Raw genomic sequence first — 19,090 nt, forward strand, 5'->3', positions numbered from 1 at the left:
CACAGGTTGTGAGTTCGATGAGTAGGGCGGGACACGTGACATCCTGTCTGAATATGGGGGGACCATCCTCCAAGGCTAAATACTCCTGACTGACCGATAGTGAACCAGTACCGTGAGGGAAAGGCGAAAAGAACCCCGGCGAGGGGAGTGAAATAGAACCTGAAACCGTGTACGTACAAGCAGTGGGAGCCTCCTTTGTGGGGTGACTGCGTACCTTTTGTATAATGGGTCAGCGACTTATATTTTGTAGCAAGGTTAACCGTATAGGGGAGCCGTAGGGAAACCGAGTCTTAACTGGGCGTCAAGTTGCAAGGTATAGACCCGAAACCCGGTGATCTAGCCATGGGCAGGTTGAAGGTTGGGTAACACTAACTGGAGGACCGAACCGACTAATGTTGAAAAATTAGCGGATGACTTGTGGCTGGGGGTGAAAGGCCAATCAAACCGGGAGATAGCTGGTTCTCCCCGAAAGCTATTTAGGTAGCGCCTCGTGAACTCATCTTCGGGGGTAGAGCACTGTTTCGACTAGGGGGCCATCCCGGCTTACCAACTCGATGCAAACTACGAATACCGAAGAATGTTATCACGGGAGACACACGGCGGGTGCTAACGTCCGTCGTGAAGAGGGAAACAACCCAGACCGCCAGCTAAGGTCCCAAAGTCATGGTTAAGTGGGAAACGATGTGGGAAGGCATAGACAGCCAGGATGTTGGCTTAGAAGCAGCCATCATTTAAAGAAAGCGTAATAGCTCACTGGTCGAGTCGGCCTGCGCGGAAGATGTAACGGGGCTAAACCATGCACCGAAGCTGCGGCAGCGACGCTTATGCGTTGTTGGGTAGGGGAGCGTTCTGTAAGCCGTCGAAGGTGAACTGTGAGGTTTGCTGGAGGTATCAGAAGTGCGAATGCTGACATAAGTAACGATAATGCGGGTGAAAAACCCGCACGCCGGAAGACCAAGGGTTCCTGTCCAACGTTAATCGGGGCAGGGTGAGTCGACCCCTAAGGCGAGGCTGAAAAGCGTAGTCGATGGGAAGCTGGTTAATATTCCAGCACTTGGTGTTACTGCGAAGGGGGGACGGAGAAGGCTAGGCTAGCCGGGCGACGGTTGTCCCGGTTCAAGCGTGTAGGGGTGTGGTCCTGGTAAATCCGGATTACTTTAACCCTGAGGCGTGATAACGAGCCACTACGGTGGTGAAGTAGTTGATGCCATGCTTCCAGGAAAAGCCTCTAAGCTCCAGGTAACACGAAATCGTACCCCAAACCGACACAGGTGGTCAGGTAGAGAATACTCAGGCGCTTGAGAGAACTCGGGTGAAGGAACTAGGCAAAATGGTGCCGTAACTTCGGGAGAAGGCACGCTGGCGCGTAGGTGAAGGGACTTGCTCCCGGAGCTGAAGCCAGTCGAAGATACCAGCTGGCTGCAACTGTTTAATAAAAACACAGCACTGTGCAAACACGAAAGTGGACGTATACGGTGTGACGCCTGCCCGGTGCCGGAAGGTTAATTGATGGGGTTATCCGCAAGGAGAAGCTCTTGATCGAAGCCCCGGTAAACGGCGGCCGTAACTATAACGGTCCTAAGGTAGCGAAATTCCTTGTCGGGTAAGTTCCGACCTGCACGAATGGCGTAATGATGGCCAGGCTGTCTCCACCCGAGACTCAGTGAAATTGAACTCGCTGTGAAGATGCAGTGTACCCGCGGCAAGACGGAAAGACCCCGTGAACCTTTACTATAGCTTGACACTGAACATTGAGCCTTGATGTGTAGGATAGGTGGGAGGCTTTGAAGCGTGGACGCCAGTCTGCGTGGAGCCAACCTTGAAATACCACCCTTTAATGTTTGATGTTCTAACTCGGCCCCGTGATCCGGGGTGAGGACAGTGTCTGGTGGGTAGTTTGACTGGGGCGGTCTCCTCCTAAAGAGTAACGGAGGAGCACGAAGGTTAGCTAATCACGGTCGGACATCGTGAGGTTAGTGCAATGGCATAAGCTAGCTTGACTGCGAGAGTGACGGCTCGAGCAGGTACGAAAGTAGGTCATAGTGATCCGGTGGTTCTGAATGGAAGGGCCATCGCTCAACGGATAAAAGGTACTCCGGGGATAACAGGCTGATACCGCCCAAGAGTTCATATCGACGGCGGTGTTTGGCACCTCGATGTCGGCTCATCACATCCTGGGGCTGAAGTAGGTCCCAAGGGTACGGCTGTTCGCCGTTTAAAGTGGTACGCGAGCTGGGTTTAGAACGTCGTGAGACAGTTCGGTCCCTATCTGCCGTGGGCGTTGGAAGATTGAGAGGGGCTGCTCCTAGTACGAGAGGACCGGAGTGGACGCATCACTGGTGTTCGGGTTGTCATGCCAATGGCATTGCCCGGTAGCTAAATGCGGAAAAGATAAGCGCTGAAAGCATCTAAGCGCGAAACTTGCCTCGAGATGAGTCTTCCCTGTGGCTTTAAGCCACCTGAAGGGACGTTTAAGACTAAGACGTTGATAGGCTGGGTGTGTAAGTGCAGCGATGCATTGAGCTAACCAGTACTAATGACCCGAGAGGCTTAACCTTACAACACCAAAGGTGTTTTGTATTGGCTCTGTGATAGACCTAGATTTTTCAGCTGATTGTTCCGAGATTGGTTCGTAGTGCAAGCCTGATATGGGGTGAGCGTTATGAATGAAACAGAATTTGCCTGGCGGCAACAGCGCGGTGGTCCCACCTGACCCCATGCCGAACTCAGAAGTGAAACGCCGTAGCGCCGATGGTAGTGTGGGGTCTCCCCATGCGAGAGTAGGGAACTGCCAGGCATCAAATTAGTTCCTTTCCCCTGACAAGGAAAATAACAGGAACAAACTTGTATCAGACGATTTCTGATGTAAGTGAAAGAACCGGTGGAGCGGTAGTTCAGTTGGTTAGAATACCTGCCTGTCACGCAGGGGGTCGCGGGTTCGAGCCCCGTCCGTTCCGCCACTAATTGCATTGACCCTGAATCGAAAGATTCAGGGTTTTTTGCATTTTAAAATCTGTAAAAATCGGGTATTAAACGTACTGGATTTCTGATTTAAAGCTTTTGCATCGGGTTGAAACCTCTGTGTGATATTTAAAATCAATCGATTAACTTTCTGTTGAAGATTAATCTATATAATCACTGTTCTTATTTTATAAGAATAGTAATTTTTCCCCACTTTAACCCATTATAATTTGCTGACTTTAATTTCATAAAACCTAAGCTGCTATTTCTCACTATAAAATTAAGATTTATCAGATGTGTATTCTGGTCAGTAATATCTAACGCGGTGTAAAAATAACTAAAACACACCGTTCAGCGCAATAGCCTGTCAGATTACTGATGCAACTTTTAATAAAATATCATAAAGTCTCAATTCGGAAGATTCGCGAAGATTAATCATTATGAAATTCTCACTGGATATACTTGACTGGCAGGCTGTTGCTCCTGGTATCAATAATTGTGCCGATTGGATCCAATGGGCGCAATGTTCCGGTGTGGATGCATTTTCAGGCGAGATCCCAAAGAGCGAGCAGATCCCAATGATGGCTGCGCGTCGTATGAGTATCGGAAGTCGTTTTGCCGTCGATGCCGGTCTGTCCCTGCTTTTGAAACACCAGGTTGATGCCGCAATTTTTACCAGTCGCCACGGTGAACTTGAGAGAACGGGGCGCATTTTACATGCGCTTGCAGAAAACGACGCTATTTCTCCCACCGAATTCTCAATGTCCGTCCATAATACCGCCGCTGGCTGGTTAACTATTATCAGTAAAAATCCACTGCCGGTAACCTCACTGGCTGCCGGTATGGACAGCTTTCAGCAAGGTCTGCTGGAAGCGCAATCTATGCTGGCAGGCGGTGCTTCACGCATCATGCTGGTCGATTTTGATGGCGAAATTCCTTCCCTGTATGCTGAATCGGTAAATTCCGAGTTTCTGCCTTACGCGATGGCAATAATATTGGCGGCTGGCGATACTTTACAGTGCCAGCGCATTGCAAAAAACGATGAAGTCGATTCCCTTGCTCTTCCGCAGGGTTTGCAATTCCTGCGAGGTTATCTGTCCTCATCGCCTTCATTTATTGTCAGTGCTGATAGTCGCTATCACTGGCAATGGGCGCGTGCATTGTGAGGAGCGAATCTGCCTTGATGGAAGACGTTTCCTCTTTGCCGAACCGGATATGGCGATGGTCTGTTACAGGCATTTTTTTCGCATTTTTCGGAATTGGCGGACTGTTGCTTTCTTTGTTCTGGTTTACTCTGTTGCGGTTAATCATACGCCAGCCGGAAAGATTGCACCGGATGACACTGAACAGCATTCGTAATAGCTTTCGACTTTTCCTCGGAGGATTACGGCTTTTTGGTGTGATGGATTACCGGTTTGTCGGCGACGAGAAGTTTCAGGAGGACACCGGATGCCTGATTGTTGCGAACCATCCCAGCCTTCTTGATTATGTCATTCTGGCTTCGCGGATGCCGCGCTGTGATTGCATTGTCAAACAGGCGTTGCTGAAGAACCCATTTTTAGCTGGCGTCATCAAAGCCGCCGGATATCTGGTGAACTCAGGGTCTGATGAGTTGCTTCAGGCTTGTGAGACGCGCCTCAAGGCGGGTGGAACATTGCTGATCTTCCCTGAAGGGACGCGTTCTTTGCCTGAGAAACCGATAACGCTACAGCGTGGTGCTGCCAATATCGCGCTGAGAGCCGGTTGTGATGTGCGGATTGTTCATATTTCCTGTCAGCCACCCATGCTGACCAAACAGGGAAAATGGTACGAAATTCCGCGAGTAAAACCTCAGTTTGTCATCACTGTTGCCGATAAGGTAAAGGCTGAGGATTTTTTTGATGAACAGGATCTTTCGCCTGCGCTGGCAGCAAGGCGTCTGACACAGCATTTGCGCTCTGAACTAATGCACGGCAATACTCAAAATAACGAGAAATAAGTCATGGATTCATTAAGTAACGACATTAAAGAACTTATCATCGCGACGCTCAATCTGGAGGGAATGACGCCAGACGAGATAGATACGCAAGCGCCTCTTTTTGGCGATGGATTAGGGCTGGATTCTATTGATGCCCTCGAATTAGGCCTGGCATTGAAAAAGCAATACGGCGTGATCCTTTCGGCTGAAAGTCAGGAAATGCGTGAGCATTTTTATTCCGTTGAAAGTCTTAGCCAGTTTATATCAGTTCAGCGTGGTTAAAGAGATTCCTATGCAGAAGCAAGAAATTTATCAGCAGATTAGCGCGTTATTAATCAAGCTATTTGAAATTGATGAAAGTGATATCAGCCCCGATGCCAAACTTTACGAAGATTTGGAATTAGACAGTATTGATGCTGTGGATTTGGTTGTTCATCTGCAGAAATCGACGGGCAGAAAAATTAAACCTGAAATGTTCAAATCAGTACGAACCGTTCAGGATGTTGTTGATGCCATCGATGAATTACTCAACACGCCAGCGCAATAATTGCTGTGTCTGAAACCCGGCGCTTTTCCCTTCAGCTTGTCGCAGCGTTCGCTCGCTGGGCAATGCCCGTGGCGATTATTGCTTATCCGGTAGCCGTCTGGTGTGGCTTAAAAAATTGGGGAATGAGTATTCTTGCTCCCCTTCTGATTATTGCGTTTATTCTGCGGTTGCTCACCTTTCGCGGAAAATTAAATCAGCTCACTTTTTTCGGCAAAGCGATGGCCGTCGCTGGCATTGTGCTGGTCATCACCAGCGTTGTACTGCGCGAAACATCGATGCTGTTGTATTACCCGGTGGCGGTGAATGTCCTGCTTCTTGGCCTGTTTTTTAGTTCATTGTTCGCCCGGCAATCACTGGTTGAGCGCCTTGCCCGGCTAAGCGAGCCCGACTTACCGCCCGAAGGGGTTGTCTATACGCGACGCGTAACACAAATCTGGTGCCTGTTTTTTGTTTGTAATGGATCTTTTGCTTTATATACCTGCCTGAAAGGCGATGTGTCTTTGTGGGCGCTTTACAACGGCGGGATCAGTTATCTGCTGATTGGTTTATTAATGGGTATTGAATGGATAATCAGAAAGCGTCTGCGCAAGCCGTGACGCTGCCAATGTGCCAATGGCTGGGCACGGAAAGAGCAGATGATCATCTGGTTGCCTGGAGTGAAACCCGTGAGCACAGGCAGCGTGACTTCCGTCGCGATGTCGCGACGCTGTTTGCCAGGGTCAGTGCGACTCCTTGTTCGCGCTGGGCGCTGTGTCTGGAAGATAACTATTCGTTCGCTGTGGCCTTACTGGCCGTTCTTTACAGCGGAAAAACGCCTGTTCTGCCTGGTCATTTTCGTCAGGCACTGCTCTCTGAGCAATGCGATGCATTCGATGCGCTGATTACCGATCTGCCATTGCAGCTCAATTGTCCTGTTCTCCGCTTTCCGTTTGTTGCCATTGAGCCGCTTTCTGTTTTACCTGCATTTCCGGAAAATGCATCGCTCGTCCTCTTCACGTCCGGATCAACGGGAAAACCGCAGAAGATTATCAAACCGGTCTCTTGTCTTGAGCGAGAAAGTCAGTGGCTCTGTGCCCGGTGGGGCGCAGAACTGGCCGGTTCGCGGTTCGCCGCCACGGTCTCGCCTCATCACATGTACGGCCTGAGCTTTGCGTTCATGTTGCCGCTGTCGCTTGGCCTGCCGTTTTCGGCCAGCAGCGTCCAGTATCACGAGCAACTGCATTCGCTCGCGGTAAAATCTCCGCTGGCGTTTGTCAGCAGCCCGGCCTTTCTCAAACGTCTGGACGCCACTTTAACACCGGTCACGCTGCGTGCAGTTTTTTCCGCTGGTGGCCCTCTGGAAAGCGATGCGGCGCAATCAGTGAAAGAAACCTGCGGTTGCCAGCCAACAGAGATTTATGGCACCACCGAAAGTGGGGTTATCGCATTTCGCCAGCAAACCCGGCCTGGCGAAGCCTGGACGCTGTTCGACAACGTAGATTTGCGGCCTCAGCCCGATGGCAGCATTGCAGTGATTTCTCCGATTATTCCGCAGCCGGAAGGCATTGATCTCAACGATGAGATAAAACTTTTACCTGACGGTTCACGTCATTTTGATCTTCTGGGCCGTAAAGATCGGATCGTTAAAATTGCTGAACAGCGGATCTCGCTGGATGAAATTGAGCAACGCTTGTGTGCACTCGATCTTCTGGCTGACGCCTGTGTTCTGACTCTCGAAAAACAGGGCAGGGTTTCGGTTGCGGCAGTGATTGTACTGACCCCGGCGGGCGATGCGCTGTTGCAGGCCGAAAACCGCAATGTCCTGTTTGGGCAGATCCGCCATGCTTTGCGGGAATGGGTATCACCGGTGTCGCTGCCGCGATACTGGCGTATTGTTCCGGCGATCCCACTCAATCAACAAGGCAAACGCGCAGCCGCTGAATTACAGGAAATGTTTTTATGATGAAGCCTGAAGTCCTGAGCCTGCATAAAAGCAGCGACACCAGCCTGATGCTCGAATTGCGGCTCTCAGCGGATTTGTTCTGGTTTCGCGGGCACTTTCCCACGTATCCGCTGCTCCCGGGTGTCACGCAGGTGAACTGGGTGATGGAGTATGCGGGCGAGATTTTGCGGCTGGATAAAGCTTTTTCGGGGATGGAAGTGGTGAAGTTTCAGCGGCCACTTTTGCCGGATGAAACTGTCAGCCTGCACATTGACTGGCTGAAAGAAAAACACCGGCTGATTTTCCGCTACGTCTTGGGCGAAACCATTGCCAGCAGTGGAAAAATCACATTATGCCCGTAACATCCTCAGTGCTGTTTTCACCCTGTCTGATTATCCCGTGTTACAACCACGGGCCGATGATGGCCGGTGTGCTGGATAAACTCAGCTCTTTCGGATTGCCGTGCATTGTGGTTGATGATGGCAGCGAGGCGCAAACTGCGGATGAATTACAGCGTCTGGCGCAGATAACGCCATGGATGAGCCTGACGCGCCTGTCGCCGAATCAGGGCAAAGGTGCCGCTGTCATGGCCGCTTTACGGCTGGCTGCGGAAAAAGGGTTTACCCACGCCATGCAGGTTGACGCAGACGGCCAGCACCAGCTTTCCGACGTTCCTCTCATGCTGCAGGAAGCGCAAAAACACCCGGATTGCCTGATCTCCGGTCAGCCGGTGTATGACGAAAGCGTGCCGAAATCGCGCCTTTATGGCCGTTATGTCACGCATTTTTGGGTTTGGGTCGAAACCCTGTCATTTTCACTTAAAGACAGTATGTGCGGATTTCGCGTTTATCCTTTGCGGCCTTGCCTGAGGTTGATGGACAAACAGCCACTGGGTTTACGCATGGATTTCGATACCGAAATCATGGTGCGGCTCTACTGGCAGGGGACGCGCAGCCGCTTCCTGCCGACGCGCGTCACCTATCCGCAAGACGGCGTTTCGCATTTTGATGCGGTGAAAGACAACATTAAAATCTCGTGGATGCACACCCGCCTGTTCTTCGGCATGTTGCCGCGCATTCCTTTTTTGCTGCGCCAGAGACAAACGCAGCAAAGCGATCCGCACTGGTCGGTAACGCGCGAACGTAAAGGGCTGTGGGGCATTCGCCTGATGCTGAAGATTTATCGCGTGCTGGGCTACCGCGCTTTCCAGTTACTGCTTTATCCGGTGATTGGTTACTTCTGGCTGACGGGTGGAAAACAGCGCAAGGCGTCGGACGCCTGGCTTGAACGCGTCCGCGAAGTCGCAGCGCAGCGCGCTATCGCGTTGCCGTACCCGTTAAGTACATTCCGGCATTTCATGCGGTTTGGCGAATCGATGCTGAGCAAACTGGCGAGCTGGCAGGGCGATAAAACTTTGAATGACGCGGTGCTGGTTAATCCTGACGTCTGTGAAGCGCATATTGCCTCCGGGCGCGGCACGCTGATCCTCGCCTCGCATCTTGGCGACATCGAATCTTGCCGTGCTATTGGTGCGCTGAATCATCGGATCACCGTGAATGCGCTGGTTTTCACCGAACACGCCGAACGGTTTAATCAGGTGATGAAAGAAATTAACCCGCAGGCGCTGGTGAATCTGATTCAGGTGAGCCAGATGGGGCCGGACACCGCCATGTTATTGCAGGAAAAACTCGATGCAGGCGAATGGGTGGCAATTGTGGGCGACAGAACATCCGCCAGCCGTCATCAGCGCGGTGAGCATTCCCGCGTCATCTGGAGTGATTTTCTCGGTAAACCCGCGGCTTTCCCGCAAGGACCTTTTATTCTTGCCGCCGCCCTGAAAGCGCCGGTGATGCTGATGTTTGGCATCAGACAGGAACGGCGTCTGCATATTTACTGCGAATCTTTTGCCGATCCGCTGATTCTGCCCCGCGCAAATCGTCTGCCTGCATTACAGGAAACCGTCGACCGCTACGCCGCGCGCCTTGAACATTACAGCCTGCTGGCGCCTCACGACTGGTTCAATTTTTATGATTTCTGGCAGCATCCCGCAGATGACGCCTCTGACAGGAAACCTGACTGATATGACTTCCAAACTTGATCCGCGCTTTAACGACCCGCGCTTTTCCACCGTGGTGGAAATCACCGTGCCTTTTCATGATGCCGATGCCATGGGCGTTGTCTGGCACGGCAATTATTTTCGTTATCTCGAAGTTGCGCGCGAGCAGTTACTGAAACAGTTCGATTATGGCTATCGTCAGATGGAAGCCTCCGGTTATGTGTGGCCAATCGTGGATACGCGCGTGAAATACATTGCGCCCGTCCTGTTCGAACAGCGCATTGCCGTTCACGCGCAGCTTGAAGAAATCGAAAATCGTCTGCGTATCAGCTATCAGATCTATGATATTGAAACCGGAAAACGCACAACGACAGGCTACACGTTACAGGTCGCCGTGGATGCTGAAACCAAAGAGATGTGTTTTGTCTCGCCACAGGTTCTTTTCGATAAAACCGGAGTCAGCCTGTGAAATCACTTCTGTTTGTTTTACTCGCCGCGTTCAGCGTTGCTGCCCAGGCCGTAACGCTGGATGATTTGCAACAGCGTTTCAGCCAGGTGCCGGTGCTGCGCGCTGAATTCGCCCAGCAGAGAACCATCAGTGGAATGGCGCAGCCGCTGAACTCCGGCGGAAATTTACTGATTGCACAAAAACAGGGGCTTTGGTGGCAGCAGGAAAAACCGTTCCCTCTGACGTTACTTCTGACGGAAACCCGTATGGTGCAAATCATGGCGGGTCAGCCGCCGCAGGTGGTGACAGCCAGCAATAATCCGCAGATGTTCCAGTTCAACTCCCTGCTGAGCGCGCTGTTTCATGCAGACCGCCGCGTGCTGGAAGAAAACTTCACGCTGGATTTCGCAGATAAAGGGCAGGGCGCCTGGACGCTGGTGCTGGTGCCAAAAGTCTCGCCGCTGAACCGCCTTTTCCGCCGCATTACACTCAACGGGGAAACCTTCCTGAACAAGATTGATATTGATGACATGCAGGGCGACGCGACGCACATCCGTTTCTTTAACCAGAAAACGACGCCCGCTGAACTGACTGACGCCGAGAAACGCCATTTTGCATCCTGATCTTCACCGCCGGCTGGCGCAAATCTGGCTGCTGATTATTGTGTTTCTCGTCGCCGCGCTGGTCTGGTTGCTACCGCGCAGCCAGATTAACAGCAGCGTGCTGGCGCTTTTGCCGCAGCAACAGACGGCCGGTCTTCCTCCGGCGATTTCTGACGGCTTTACGCAGCGGCTTGATCGCCAGTTAATGTGGCTGGTCAGCCCGCCGGAAGGCGCGGGAACAAAGCCCCTTGAAGACTGGCTGAAACAGCTGCGATCGCTTCCTGCACTGAGTCAGGTGGAAGGGCCGATGGATGAGGCGCGTCAGCAGGAATGGGGCGCGTTCTTTTTCCGGCATCGTAATGCTTTGCTTGATGACGCCACCCGTCAGCGCCTGAACGCCAGTGCTGAACAGCAAAGCCAGTGGATCATGGGGCAGGTTTATTCCGCCTTTGCCGGTGTCAGCGGAAAAGAGCTGGCTAACGATCCTTTATTGCTGGTGCGTGCCTCACAAATGGCGCAGCAGCAAAGCAGCGGCGGCATGAGCCTCGATCAGGGCTGGCTGATGACGCGCGATCCTCAAGGGCGCAGCTGGTATTTACTTCACGGCGAGCTGAATGCGTCGTCCTATGACATCACCAGCGCGAAGCACACTGTCGCTGAGCTGAATGCGGCCAGACACGCTTTTGAAGCGCGCTGGCCGGGCGCGAAAGTGCTTGAGCGCGGCACGATTTTTTACAGCAATTACGCCAGCCAGCAGGCTGAACATGATTTATCTACCATTGGCGCGGCCTCGGTTATCGGCGTCTTTCTGCTGATTTTACTGATGTTCCGCTCCGTGCTGCCGTTGTTGCTCAGCCTGCTTTCAATCGGTATTGGTGCGCTGTCGGGCACGGTATTTACCCTGTGGGTCTTTGGTGAAATACACGTGATGACGCTGGTGCTGAGCGCCAGCATTGTCGGGATTTCAGCCGACTACACCCTCTACTTCCTCACTGAACGCCGCGTTCATGGTGAAACCAGCACGCCGCTCGAAAGCCTGAAAAAGCTGTTCCCGGCGTTGTCTGCGGCGCTGCTGACAACGGTCGCGGCCTACCTGATGCTGCTGATTGCGCCGTTCCCCGGCCTGCAACAGCTGGCGGTTTTTGCCGCCGCCGGGCTGAGCGCCGCCTGTATCACCGTCATGTGCTGGTATCCCTATTTATCTGCGCATTTGCCGGTCGGGCCGACGCCCGGACTGACGCTGATCTTGAAATGGTTGCTGGCATGGCGCAGCCGTAAACCGGTTCGTATCGGGCTGCCGGTTTTGATTTTCATGCTGGCGGCGGGCGGAATTTATCAGCTTAAAATCAATGACGATATTGCCGATTTACAAACGCTGCCGGCAGATTTACAGCAGCAGGAACAACAGATTGCCGCGCTGACCGGACAAACCAATGATCAGAAATGGCTGATCGTTTACGGCGATACGGCGGAGCAGACGCTTCAGCGTCTTGAGGCTTTGCGTCCAAAACTGGAGCAGGCGAAAACGGATGGCGTGATTGCCGGTTACCGGGCGCTCAGCCTGCCGTCGCAATTACAGCAACAAAAAGATCTCTCATTACTCCGCCAGCGTGCGCCGCAGATTATTGCGCAGTTGCAGCAGTCAGGGGTTTCAGTCGCCACGCCGGATCTCAGCCCGCAAACGGTTGATGTCCCGCTCTGGCTAAACAGCGTGGTCAGTCAGGGCTGGCGCTTACTGTGGTTGTCTTTGCCGGACGGACGCAGCGCGACGTTAATCCCGGTCAGTGGCGTTCACGATACCGCTGCCGTGGCGGCGCTGGCGGCGTCTTCCCCGGGAACCGGCTGGATTGACCGCAAGTCTGAATTCAGTGAGCTATTTTCTCAGTACCGCGTTTACCTCACTTATCTGCTCGGACTGGCAGTGGCGGTCATTGCCGCGATTTATCTCTGGCGTTTCCGTCTGCCGCACGGGCTGATTTGTCTGGTGCCGACGCTGCTTTCGCTGGGAATGGGCATCGCCGCGCTCGGTTACAGCGGTCATCATCTCAACCTGTTTTCATTGCTGGCGCTGATTCTGGTTCTGGGGATTGGCATCAACTACACCCTGTTTTTCACCAATCCGCGCGGGACGCCGACCACGTCGATGTTTGCCATTTTTATGGCTGTTGCGACCACGTTACTGACGTTTGGCATGCTGGTATTTAGCTCCACGCAGGCGATCAGCAGCTTTGGCATTGTGCTGAGTTCCGGCATATTGACGGCGTTTTTGCTCTCGCCGCTGACGTTGCCCGCTAAAAAAAGAGGACGTAAGAAATGATCCGATTCACGCTGCCGGTTCTGGCACTGCTGATTTTGATGTCTGGCGGCTGCGCCTCGCGCCCTCCTGCCCAAACGCTGCCTCAGGCGTGGCTGAAACCGGGCGTGCAGGTGAAATTACCCGCGCCGGTGCTGGCAGTACCGGTCAGTCAGCAGCAATTGCTGACGGCAACGGTCAACGGAAAACAGCAGTCTTTGCTGGTGCTGCTCAACGCCGACGGCAACTCTTTACAGCTGGCCGGGCTCTCGCCGCTGGGGATCCGTCTCTTTAAAGTGGTCTACGATCAAACCGGCATCCATACTGAACAGGCAATAAAGATTGAGGGTTTGCCTCCAGCAAATCAGGTTCTGGCCGATATTATGTTCAGCTACTGGCCGGTGGAAAGCTGGCAGCCGCTGTTGCCGCCGGGCTGGACGCTGAAAGACCAGCCTTTGCGCCGCACGTTATCGGATAACAAAGGCAACGCGATCACCCGGATTGACTATCTGCCGGAAGGCAAAACGCGGCGACCTGTTTCCATTACCCAGCTGGCGTTCCATTACCAGATCACTATTCAGAATGTCGGTGAATAACATGATTTACTTTTCGGCCGTGGGCATGGTTAACGCGCTGGGAAACAACAACATGCAGATTGCGGCCAGCCTGACGGCGGGTGTTTCGCCGGGCATGTCTGTGCAGGAAGGCTGGCTGACGGAAAACCGCCCGGTCTGGCTGGGCGCTGTCACGGGCGATTTATCGCCGATCCCGGAATCGCTTTCCGCGCACCGCAGCCGCAATAACCAGCTGCTGCTGGCGGCGCTGGCGCAAATTGAAACGCCGGTCAGCGAGGTTATTACCCGTTATGGTCACGAACGCGTTGCGGTAATCATGGGCACCAGCACCTCCGGCATTGCTGAAGGGGAAGACGCAGTGCGCCATCTGCATCAGCAGGGGGCTTTCCCGCAAGGCTATGACTATCAGCAGCAGGAACTCGGCGATCCTTCGCAATTTATGGCGGAACTGCTGGCGCTGACAGGGCCGGCATACACTTTATCGACGGCGTGTTCATCCAGCGCGAAAGCCATTATCAGCGGGATGCGCCTGATTGAGTCCGGTCTGGCTGATGCGGCAATTGTCGGTGGGGCAGACAGCTTGTGCCGGATGCCGGTCAACGGTTTCAACAGCCTGGAGTCGTTCTCCCGTGGCCGCTGTACGCCCTTCGGACAGGATCGCGATGGCATTAATATTGGTGAAGCGGCGGCATTGATTTTGCTGACGCGTGAACCGGCGGATGTCGCGCTGCTGGGCACCGGTGAGTCTTCTGATGCCTGGCATATGTCCGCGCCGCATCCGGAAGGTGCGGGCGCGGAGCGGGCAATCCGTATGGCGTTGCAACAGGCCGGGCTTGAGCCTGAAAATGTCGGCTACATCAATGCGCACGGCACGGCGACGCCGCTCAACGATCAGGTGGAATCGGCGGTGATCCACCGCGTCTTCGGCAGCCAGATCCCGTGCAGCTCGACCAAACATCTTACCGGCCACACGCTGGGCGCGGCCGGTGCGACAGAGGCGGCACTGAGCTGGCTTATCCTGACGCAAAATCTCAATCTGCCGCCTCAGGATTTCAGTATTGCGCCGCGTGATACCAGCCTGCCCGATATCCGGCTGGTCGATGCGCCACAAGGGCTGGAACGTCCGGTCATCTTGTCCAACTCATTTGCCTTTGGTGGCAACAACGCCTGCATTGTGATCGGGAGGCCGTCATGAGCACGCTGACCGCCGCCGGTTATTTACCGCACGACACGCCGATGGTGTTGCTGGAAAACGTCGTCAGCGTGACGGAAGAAACCGCCATCTGTAACGTTGTCGTCTCACCTGACGGCGTGCTGGCGCCTTTTCTGAATGCACGCGGCGCATTGCCCGCCTGGTACGCCCTTGAACTTATCGCACAGACTGTCGGCGTCTGGAGCGGCTGGCATGGTGCGCAATCTGGCCAGCCACCGCAGGTCGGCATGTTGCTGGGCGGCCGTGCGATAAAATGCAGCGTGCCTGAATTTGTGGCAGGCAGTGAATTACTTATCAGCGTTTCAATGGTATTACGCGATGAAAAACTCGCGAGCTTTGAAGGTGTTATCAGTATTAAACAGGAAAAAGACAACCTTCAGGTTGCTCAGGGAAGGCTGAACACGTATCAGCCAGCAAAGGACGAACTTATTACGCTCACACAGGGGAAAAAGGAATGACGCGTTCGGTATTAGTGACCGGAGCCAGCAAAGGTATCGGTCAGGCGATTGCCTGCCAGCTGGCAGCAGATGGTTTTGAGATTGTGGTTCATTACCACAGCGATAAAAGCGGAGCAGAACACACGCTGCAACAGGTGCAGGCATCTGGCGGCAGCGGCCGCCTGATCCAGTTCGATATCAGCAACCGCCCACAGTGCCGCGAAGTGATTGAGGCCGATATTGAAGTGCATGGTGCTTACTACGGCGTCGTCAATAATGCAGGAATTACCCGCGACGCCGCGTTTCCGGCGCTGACGGATGAAGACTGGGACGGCGTGATCCACACCAATCTCGACAGCTTCTACAACGTATTGCAGCCCTGCATCATGCCGATGATTGGTCTGCGCGCAGGCGGACGCATTATCGCGTTGTCTTCAGTTTCCGGCTTGACGGGCAACCGCGGGCAGGTGAATTACAGCGCGGCCAAAGCCGGAATTATTGGCGCATGCAAAGCGCTGTCCCTGGAGCTGGCGAAACGCAAAATTACCGTCAACTGCATCGCGCCGGGGCTGATTGATACCGGCATGCTTGATATGGAAAAACCGGCGCTCGACGCTGCGATGAGCATGATCCCGCTGAAGCGCATGGGCAGCGCGGAAGAAGTGGCCGGGCTGGCGAGCTATCTGATGTCCGACATCGCGGGGTATGTCACCCGTCAGGTGATCTCCATTAACGGAGGCATGGTATGACTCAGCGTGTTGTTATTACGGGTATTAAAGGCATCACGGCGTTTGGCAACCACTGGGATGACGTGAGTGCGCGTCTGCAACAGGGTAAAAATGCCGTCCGCCACATGGATGAATGGCTGATTTATCAGGGGCTGAATACGCATCTCGGCGCGCCCGTTGATGATTTCGAACTGCCTGCGCATTACACCCGAAAACGCATCCGTTCAATGGGGCGCGTTTCCCTGCTTTCGACCCGCGCGACCGAACTGGCGCTGGAACAGGCCGGTTTGCTGGATGATCCGATCCTGACCAACGGCGAAACGGGCATTGCTTTCGGTTCCTCCACCGGCAGCACCGGGCCGGTCAGCGAATTCGCCACCATGCTGACGGAAAAACACACCAACAACATTACCGGCACGACGTATGTGCAGATGATGCCACATACGACAGCGGTGAACGCCGGACTGTTTTTTGGCCTGAAGGGGCGGGTGATCCCGACGTCCAGCGCCTGTACGTCCGGCAGTCAGGCCATCGGCTATGCGTACGAAGCCATCAAACACGGCTATCAGACCGTCATGGTGGCTGGCGGTGCAGAAGAACTTTGCCCGTCGGAAGCGGCAGTATTCGACACGCTGTTTGCCACCAGCCAGCAAAACGATCACCCGGAATTATCGCCGCGCCCGTTTGATTCGCAGCGCGACGGTCTGGTGATTGGCGAAGGTGCGGGGGCGTTAATTCTCGAATCGCTCGAACATGCGCAGGCGCGTGGCGCGAAGATCTACGCGGAGATCACCGGTTTCGCAACCAACTGCGACGCGGCGCATATCACCCAGCCGCAGCAATCCACCATGCAGATTTGCATTGAAAAAGCGCTGAAAAATGCCGGGATCCCGGCGGCTGAAATCGGGTATATCAGCGCGCACGGCACGGCAACTGACCGTGGTGATATCGCTGAAAGCCATGCAACGGCTGCCGTATTTGGCAATCAGACGCCGATTTCGTCTCTGAAAAGTTATTTCGGTCATACGCTGGGTGCCTGCGGCGCGCTTGAGGCTTGGATGTCGCTGGAAATGATGCGTGAAGACCGCTTTGTGCCGACCATTAACCTGACTCAGCCCGATCCGCTTTGCGGCGATCTGGACTACATCATGGGGGAATCGCGTCATATTCAGACCGAATTTATCCAGTCGAACAACTTTGCGTTTGGCGGCATTAACACGTCGCTGGTTTTCCGCCGCTGGCCGTAAATGACAAATTCTGCGCGCATTATCACCGCGTCGCTGGACGACACTTTTCCGCTGTCACGCCTGCCCGCAGAACTGCTGGCAGAAAGTGAAAACCTGCATCCTTCCCGCCGCCAGCAATGGCGAGCGGGCAGGGCGCTGCTGGCCGAAACGTTGTTTGCTTTCAGCGGACAGGAAATGCTGCCAGAAATGCAAATTTCCGCGCGGGGCAAACCGTCTTTTACCGATCCTTCATTGCCCCATTTCTCCCTCAGTCACAGCGTTAACAGCCTGCAACTGGTGCTGTGCGCCGCGGGCGAAACGGGCGGTGACGTCGAACAGATTCGGCCACGGGCTCGCTATCTGGACGTGGCGAGGCAGGCATTCAGCGAGACTGAATTTTGCTGGCTGACGGAACAGGAAAACCCGCTAAATGCGTTCTGGCAATTATGGTGTCTGCGTGAAGCCTGGCTGAAACAGCAGGCAGGAAGCGTGTGGCAGATGGAACGGATCCGGCTGGATCCCGCTGCCGGTCAATTTTCCCCCGAATCCGCAACGGACAGCAAACTGTGGTGGGCCGCCGGAGAAACCGTTATGTCGGCAATGGCATTGCCTGCCTGCGTGACGACATGCGAAGAGTATATTTTCGATGCCCGCAACGGGTCGGTTATCCCGCCGCTTATTCCGCGAAAACCCCGCCGCTGGTCTTGTTATTCGCAGACCTGATTATTGTTGTGAAAGCAAAAGTCTTGTAGCAAACCTGTCGTTTTTATCCATGAAAAGCCGGTTCATACTCTCCCGCATTGCTGACCTTTTAAAAAACAAAGAGAGAATATGATGAGCATTCCTGCATTCGGTTTGGGTACGTTCCGTCTGAAAGATGACGTGGTAAAAGCATCGGTGAAAACCGCAGTGGAACTGGGCTATCGCGCCATTGATACGGCGCAAATTTATGATAATGAAGCGGCGGTTGGCGACGCGCTGGCGGAAAGCGGCGTTGCGCGTGAAGCGTTGTATATCACAACAAAAATCTGGATTGAAAACCTGGCGGCCGACAAGCTGATCGACAGCCTGAAAGAAAGCCTGCGTAAGTTGAAAACTGATTATGTCGATCTGACGCTGATCCACTGGCCATCGCCGGATCAGGCCGTTAGCGTGGCAGAAACCATGAATGCGCTGGTGGAAGCGAAGAAAATGGGTCTGACCCGTGAAATCGGGATTTCCAACTTCACCGTTGCCCTGATGCAGGAAGCGATTGACGCCGTCGGCGCTGATCAGATTGCGACCAACCAGATCGAACTTTCTCCGTTCCTGCAAAACCAGACCGTCGTCGATTTTGCCCGTGAAAACGACATCGCCGTGACTTCCTACATGACGCTGGCTTACGGCGAAGCGTTGAAAGACGCGACGATTATCGCGATCGCCGGACGTCACAACGCCACGCCAGCGCAGATTGTTCTGGCCTGGGCGCTGCAACTGGGTTACGCGGTGATCCCGTCATCGACGAAACGTGAAAACCTGGCGAGCAACCTGCTGGCGCAGAAACTGGTATTGTCCGATGCCGACATGCAGGAGATTGCTGCGCTTGAGAAAAATGGACGATTAGTAAGCCCTGAGGGCCTGGCGCCAGCATGGGATTGAGTACCTTCCGGTGAATAAGCGGTGCTGGACCGGGATGATTTCGGTTTCTCACTTGCAGTTTGGGCTGGACCGAGATGATTTCGGTTTCTCAAGTTCAGAGATCACTTAGCTCGTAGCGCCGAAACCGACCAGAGGAGGGAAGTGCTTTCCCTCCTCTGGACTCCTCCCCGCTTTTTCAACCCGCGCTATCGCTCGCTGGCTATGTTTCAGCAACTCGCGCTATTGCCGCGAAAGCTTGCCGCTCTGCGGTTCCTTCGTTTCGGTCTTCGAGCCCATGGTCTCGAAACACTCACTCAGCAAACTTTCTGAAAGCGGCCAGAGGCTTTTTAAATTCAAAACCCATCCTGCATTAATCTTCCGAATTACATAGCCATTGGCCGGTTTCAAGAATCGCGCCGTATGGAGAGGTGAAAAACCGCGAATCTTTTCGCGCGGTTTGTAACCCGACCGGAGGGAACCGCGCAGCGGCGGGATTTTGCGGCAATAGC

Annotated in this window: 18 protein-coding genes, 1 tRNA gene, 1 rRNA gene and 1 other annotated feature; all 20 genes read left to right on the plus strand. The window is 53.9% G+C overall.

Features of this window, described 5'->3' with window-relative positions:
* Positions 1 to 175 precede the first annotated feature (175 nt).
* Positions 176 to 2,545, plus strand: a sequence feature (most likely nonfunctional fraction of RNA operon).
* A gap of 136 nt (positions 2,546 to 2,681) precedes the next feature.
* The 20 genes from rrf (at position 2,682) to dkgB (ending at position 18,602) form a co-directional block, all read left to right on the plus strand.
* Positions 2,682 to 2,797: ribosomal RNA gene (gene rrf / locus IV433_RS18315) — 5S ribosomal RNA — on the plus strand.
* Between the two features lie 86 nt (positions 2,798 to 2,883).
* A tRNA-Asp gene (locus IV433_RS18320) sits at positions 2,884 to 2,960 on the plus strand.
* Positions 2,961 to 3,401: 441 nt separating this feature from the next.
* A complete protein-coding gene (locus IV433_RS18325) occupies positions 3,402 to 4,127 on the plus strand; it encodes a beta-ketoacyl synthase chain length factor (RefSeq protein WP_195815368.1) in 726 nt (241 codons plus the stop codon).
* Positions 4,128 to 4,144: 17 nt separating this feature from the next.
* Entirely contained in the window at positions 4,145 to 4,939 is a 795-nt protein-coding gene (locus tag IV433_RS18330) for a lysophospholipid acyltransferase family protein (RefSeq protein WP_229893509.1), read from the plus strand.
* A gap of 3 nt (positions 4,940 to 4,942) precedes the next feature.
* Positions 4,943 to 5,200 carry a phosphopantetheine-binding protein gene (locus IV433_RS18335; protein ID WP_152324700.1) on the plus strand — a complete coding sequence of 86 codons (258 nt, stop codon included), beginning with the start codon at positions 4,943 to 4,945 and terminating at the stop codon, positions 5,198 to 5,200.
* 10 nt (positions 5,201 to 5,210) lie between these two features.
* Positions 5,211 to 5,465 carry an acyl carrier protein gene (locus IV433_RS18340; RefSeq protein ID WP_152324699.1) on the plus strand — a complete coding sequence of 85 codons (255 nt, stop codon included), beginning with the start codon at positions 5,211 to 5,213 and terminating at the stop codon, positions 5,463 to 5,465.
* Between the two features lie 62 nt (positions 5,466 to 5,527).
* Complete coding sequence (locus IV433_RS18345; RefSeq protein WP_229893532.1) at positions 5,528 to 6,061, plus strand: COG4648 family protein; 534 nt, start codon at positions 5,528 to 5,530, stop codon at positions 6,059 to 6,061.
* Positions 6,028 to 7,407, plus strand: coding sequence for an AMP-binding protein (locus IV433_RS18350; protein ID WP_229893511.1), 1,380 nt, complete (start codon positions 6,028 to 6,030; stop codon positions 7,405 to 7,407). The genes IV433_RS18345 and IV433_RS18350 overlap by 34 nt, the downstream gene beginning before the upstream one ends.
* On the plus strand, positions 7,404 to 7,748 hold the full coding sequence (locus tag IV433_RS18355; protein WP_195815371.1) for a 3-hydroxyacyl-ACP dehydratase FabZ family protein: 345 nt from the start codon (positions 7,404 to 7,406) through the stop codon (positions 7,746 to 7,748). Before IV433_RS18350 ends, IV433_RS18355 begins: the two co-directional genes overlap by 4 nt.
* Positions 7,739 to 9,466 (plus strand): glycosyltransferase family 2 protein, encoded by a 1,728-nt coding sequence (locus IV433_RS18360; protein WP_195815372.1) that lies wholly within the window; start codon positions 7,739 to 7,741, stop codon positions 9,464 to 9,466. Before IV433_RS18355 ends, IV433_RS18360 begins: the two co-directional genes overlap by 10 nt.
* Position 9,467: 1 nt before the next feature.
* Positions 9,468 to 9,911, plus strand: coding sequence for an acyl-CoA thioesterase (locus IV433_RS18365; RefSeq protein ID WP_195815373.1), 444 nt, complete (start codon positions 9,468 to 9,470; stop codon positions 9,909 to 9,911).
* Positions 9,908 to 10,513 (plus strand): LolA family protein, encoded by a 606-nt coding sequence (locus IV433_RS18370; RefSeq protein WP_101079848.1) that lies wholly within the window; start codon positions 9,908 to 9,910, stop codon positions 10,511 to 10,513. Before IV433_RS18365 ends, IV433_RS18370 begins: the two co-directional genes overlap by 4 nt.
* Positions 10,503 to 12,809 (plus strand): MMPL family transporter, encoded by a 2,307-nt coding sequence (locus IV433_RS18375; RefSeq protein ID WP_195815374.1) that lies wholly within the window; start codon positions 10,503 to 10,505, stop codon positions 12,807 to 12,809. Before IV433_RS18370 ends, IV433_RS18375 begins: the two co-directional genes overlap by 11 nt.
* On the plus strand, positions 12,806 to 13,381 hold the full coding sequence (locus IV433_RS18380) for a DUF3261 domain-containing protein (protein ID WP_101079846.1): 576 nt from the start codon (positions 12,806 to 12,808) through the stop codon (positions 13,379 to 13,381). The genes IV433_RS18375 and IV433_RS18380 overlap by 4 nt, the downstream gene beginning before the upstream one ends.
* Position 13,382: 1 nt before the next feature.
* On the plus strand, positions 13,383 to 14,555 hold the full coding sequence (locus IV433_RS18385; RefSeq protein ID WP_195815375.1) for a beta-ketoacyl-[acyl-carrier-protein] synthase family protein: 1,173 nt from the start codon (positions 13,383 to 13,385) through the stop codon (positions 14,553 to 14,555).
* Positions 14,552 to 15,031: an ApeP family dehydratase gene (locus IV433_RS18390; RefSeq protein WP_195815376.1), complete on the plus strand. Its 480-nt coding sequence runs from the start codon at positions 14,552 to 14,554 to the stop codon at positions 15,029 to 15,031. The genes IV433_RS18385 and IV433_RS18390 overlap by 4 nt, the downstream gene beginning before the upstream one ends.
* Positions 15,028 to 15,759, plus strand: coding sequence for a 3-ketoacyl-ACP reductase FabG2 (locus tag IV433_RS18395; protein WP_195815377.1), 732 nt, complete (start codon positions 15,028 to 15,030; stop codon positions 15,757 to 15,759). Before IV433_RS18390 ends, IV433_RS18395 begins: the two co-directional genes overlap by 4 nt.
* Positions 15,756 to 16,985, plus strand: coding sequence for a beta-ketoacyl-ACP synthase (locus tag IV433_RS18400; RefSeq protein WP_195815378.1), 1,230 nt, complete (start codon positions 15,756 to 15,758; stop codon positions 16,983 to 16,985). The genes IV433_RS18395 and IV433_RS18400 overlap by 4 nt, the downstream gene beginning before the upstream one ends.
* Positions 16,986 to 17,687: a 4'-phosphopantetheinyl transferase superfamily protein gene (locus tag IV433_RS18405; protein WP_195815379.1), complete on the plus strand. Its 702-nt coding sequence runs from the start codon at positions 16,986 to 16,988 to the stop codon at positions 17,685 to 17,687.
* A 111-nt stretch (positions 17,688 to 17,798) separates the two neighbouring features.
* Complete coding sequence (gene dkgB, locus IV433_RS18410) at positions 17,799 to 18,602, plus strand: 2,5-didehydrogluconate reductase DkgB (RefSeq protein ID WP_195815512.1); 804 nt, start codon at positions 17,799 to 17,801, stop codon at positions 18,600 to 18,602.
* Positions 18,603 to 19,090 lie beyond the last annotated feature (488 nt).

This window comes from Rahnella laticis, assembly GCF_015644585.1.
Classification (GTDB): Bacteria; Pseudomonadota; Gammaproteobacteria; order Enterobacterales; family Enterobacteriaceae; genus Rahnella; species Rahnella laticis.

Excerpts from the sequence above, each read along its gene's own strand:
- IV433_RS18385 (WP_195815375.1), top strand. The coding sequence starts at position 13,383 with ATGATTTACTTTTCGGCCGTGGGCATGGTTAACGCGCTGGGAAACAAC.
- IV433_RS18335 (WP_152324700.1), top strand. The coding sequence starts at position 4,943 with ATGGATTCATTAAGTAACGACATTAAAGAACTTATCATCGCGACGCTC.
- IV433_RS18380 (WP_101079846.1), top strand. The coding sequence starts at position 12,806 with ATGATCCGATTCACGCTGCCGGTTCTGGCACTGCTGATTTTGATGTCT.
- IV433_RS18345 (WP_229893532.1), top strand. The coding sequence starts at position 5,528 with ATGCCCGTGGCGATTATTGCTTATCCGGTAGCCGTCTGGTGTGGCTTA.
- IV433_RS18325 (WP_195815368.1), top strand. The coding sequence starts at position 3,402 with ATGAAATTCTCACTGGATATACTTGACTGGCAGGCTGTTGCTCCTGGT.
- IV433_RS18340 (WP_152324699.1), top strand. The coding sequence starts at position 5,211 with ATGCAGAAGCAAGAAATTTATCAGCAGATTAGCGCGTTATTAATCAAG.
- IV433_RS18390 (WP_195815376.1), top strand. The coding sequence starts at position 14,552 with ATGAGCACGCTGACCGCCGCCGGTTATTTACCGCACGACACGCCGATG.
- IV433_RS18360 (WP_195815372.1), top strand. The coding sequence starts at position 7,739 with ATGCCCGTAACATCCTCAGTGCTGTTTTCACCCTGTCTGATTATCCCG.
- IV433_RS18330 (WP_229893509.1), top strand. The coding sequence starts at position 4,145 with ATGGAAGACGTTTCCTCTTTGCCGAACCGGATATGGCGATGGTCTGTT.
- IV433_RS18365 (WP_195815373.1), top strand. The coding sequence starts at position 9,468 with ATGACTTCCAAACTTGATCCGCGCTTTAACGACCCGCGCTTTTCCACC.
- IV433_RS18355 (WP_195815371.1), top strand. The coding sequence starts at position 7,404 with ATGATGAAGCCTGAAGTCCTGAGCCTGCATAAAAGCAGCGACACCAGC.
- IV433_RS18350 (WP_229893511.1), top strand. The coding sequence starts at position 6,028 with ATGGATAATCAGAAAGCGTCTGCGCAAGCCGTGACGCTGCCAATGTGC.
- IV433_RS18395 (WP_195815377.1), top strand. The coding sequence starts at position 15,028 with ATGACGCGTTCGGTATTAGTGACCGGAGCCAGCAAAGGTATCGGTCAG.
- IV433_RS18405 (WP_195815379.1), top strand. The coding sequence starts at position 16,986 with ATGACAAATTCTGCGCGCATTATCACCGCGTCGCTGGACGACACTTTT.
- dkgB (WP_195815512.1), top strand. The coding sequence starts at position 17,799 with ATGAGCATTCCTGCATTCGGTTTGGGTACGTTCCGTCTGAAAGATGAC.
- IV433_RS18400 (WP_195815378.1), top strand. The coding sequence starts at position 15,756 with ATGACTCAGCGTGTTGTTATTACGGGTATTAAAGGCATCACGGCGTTT.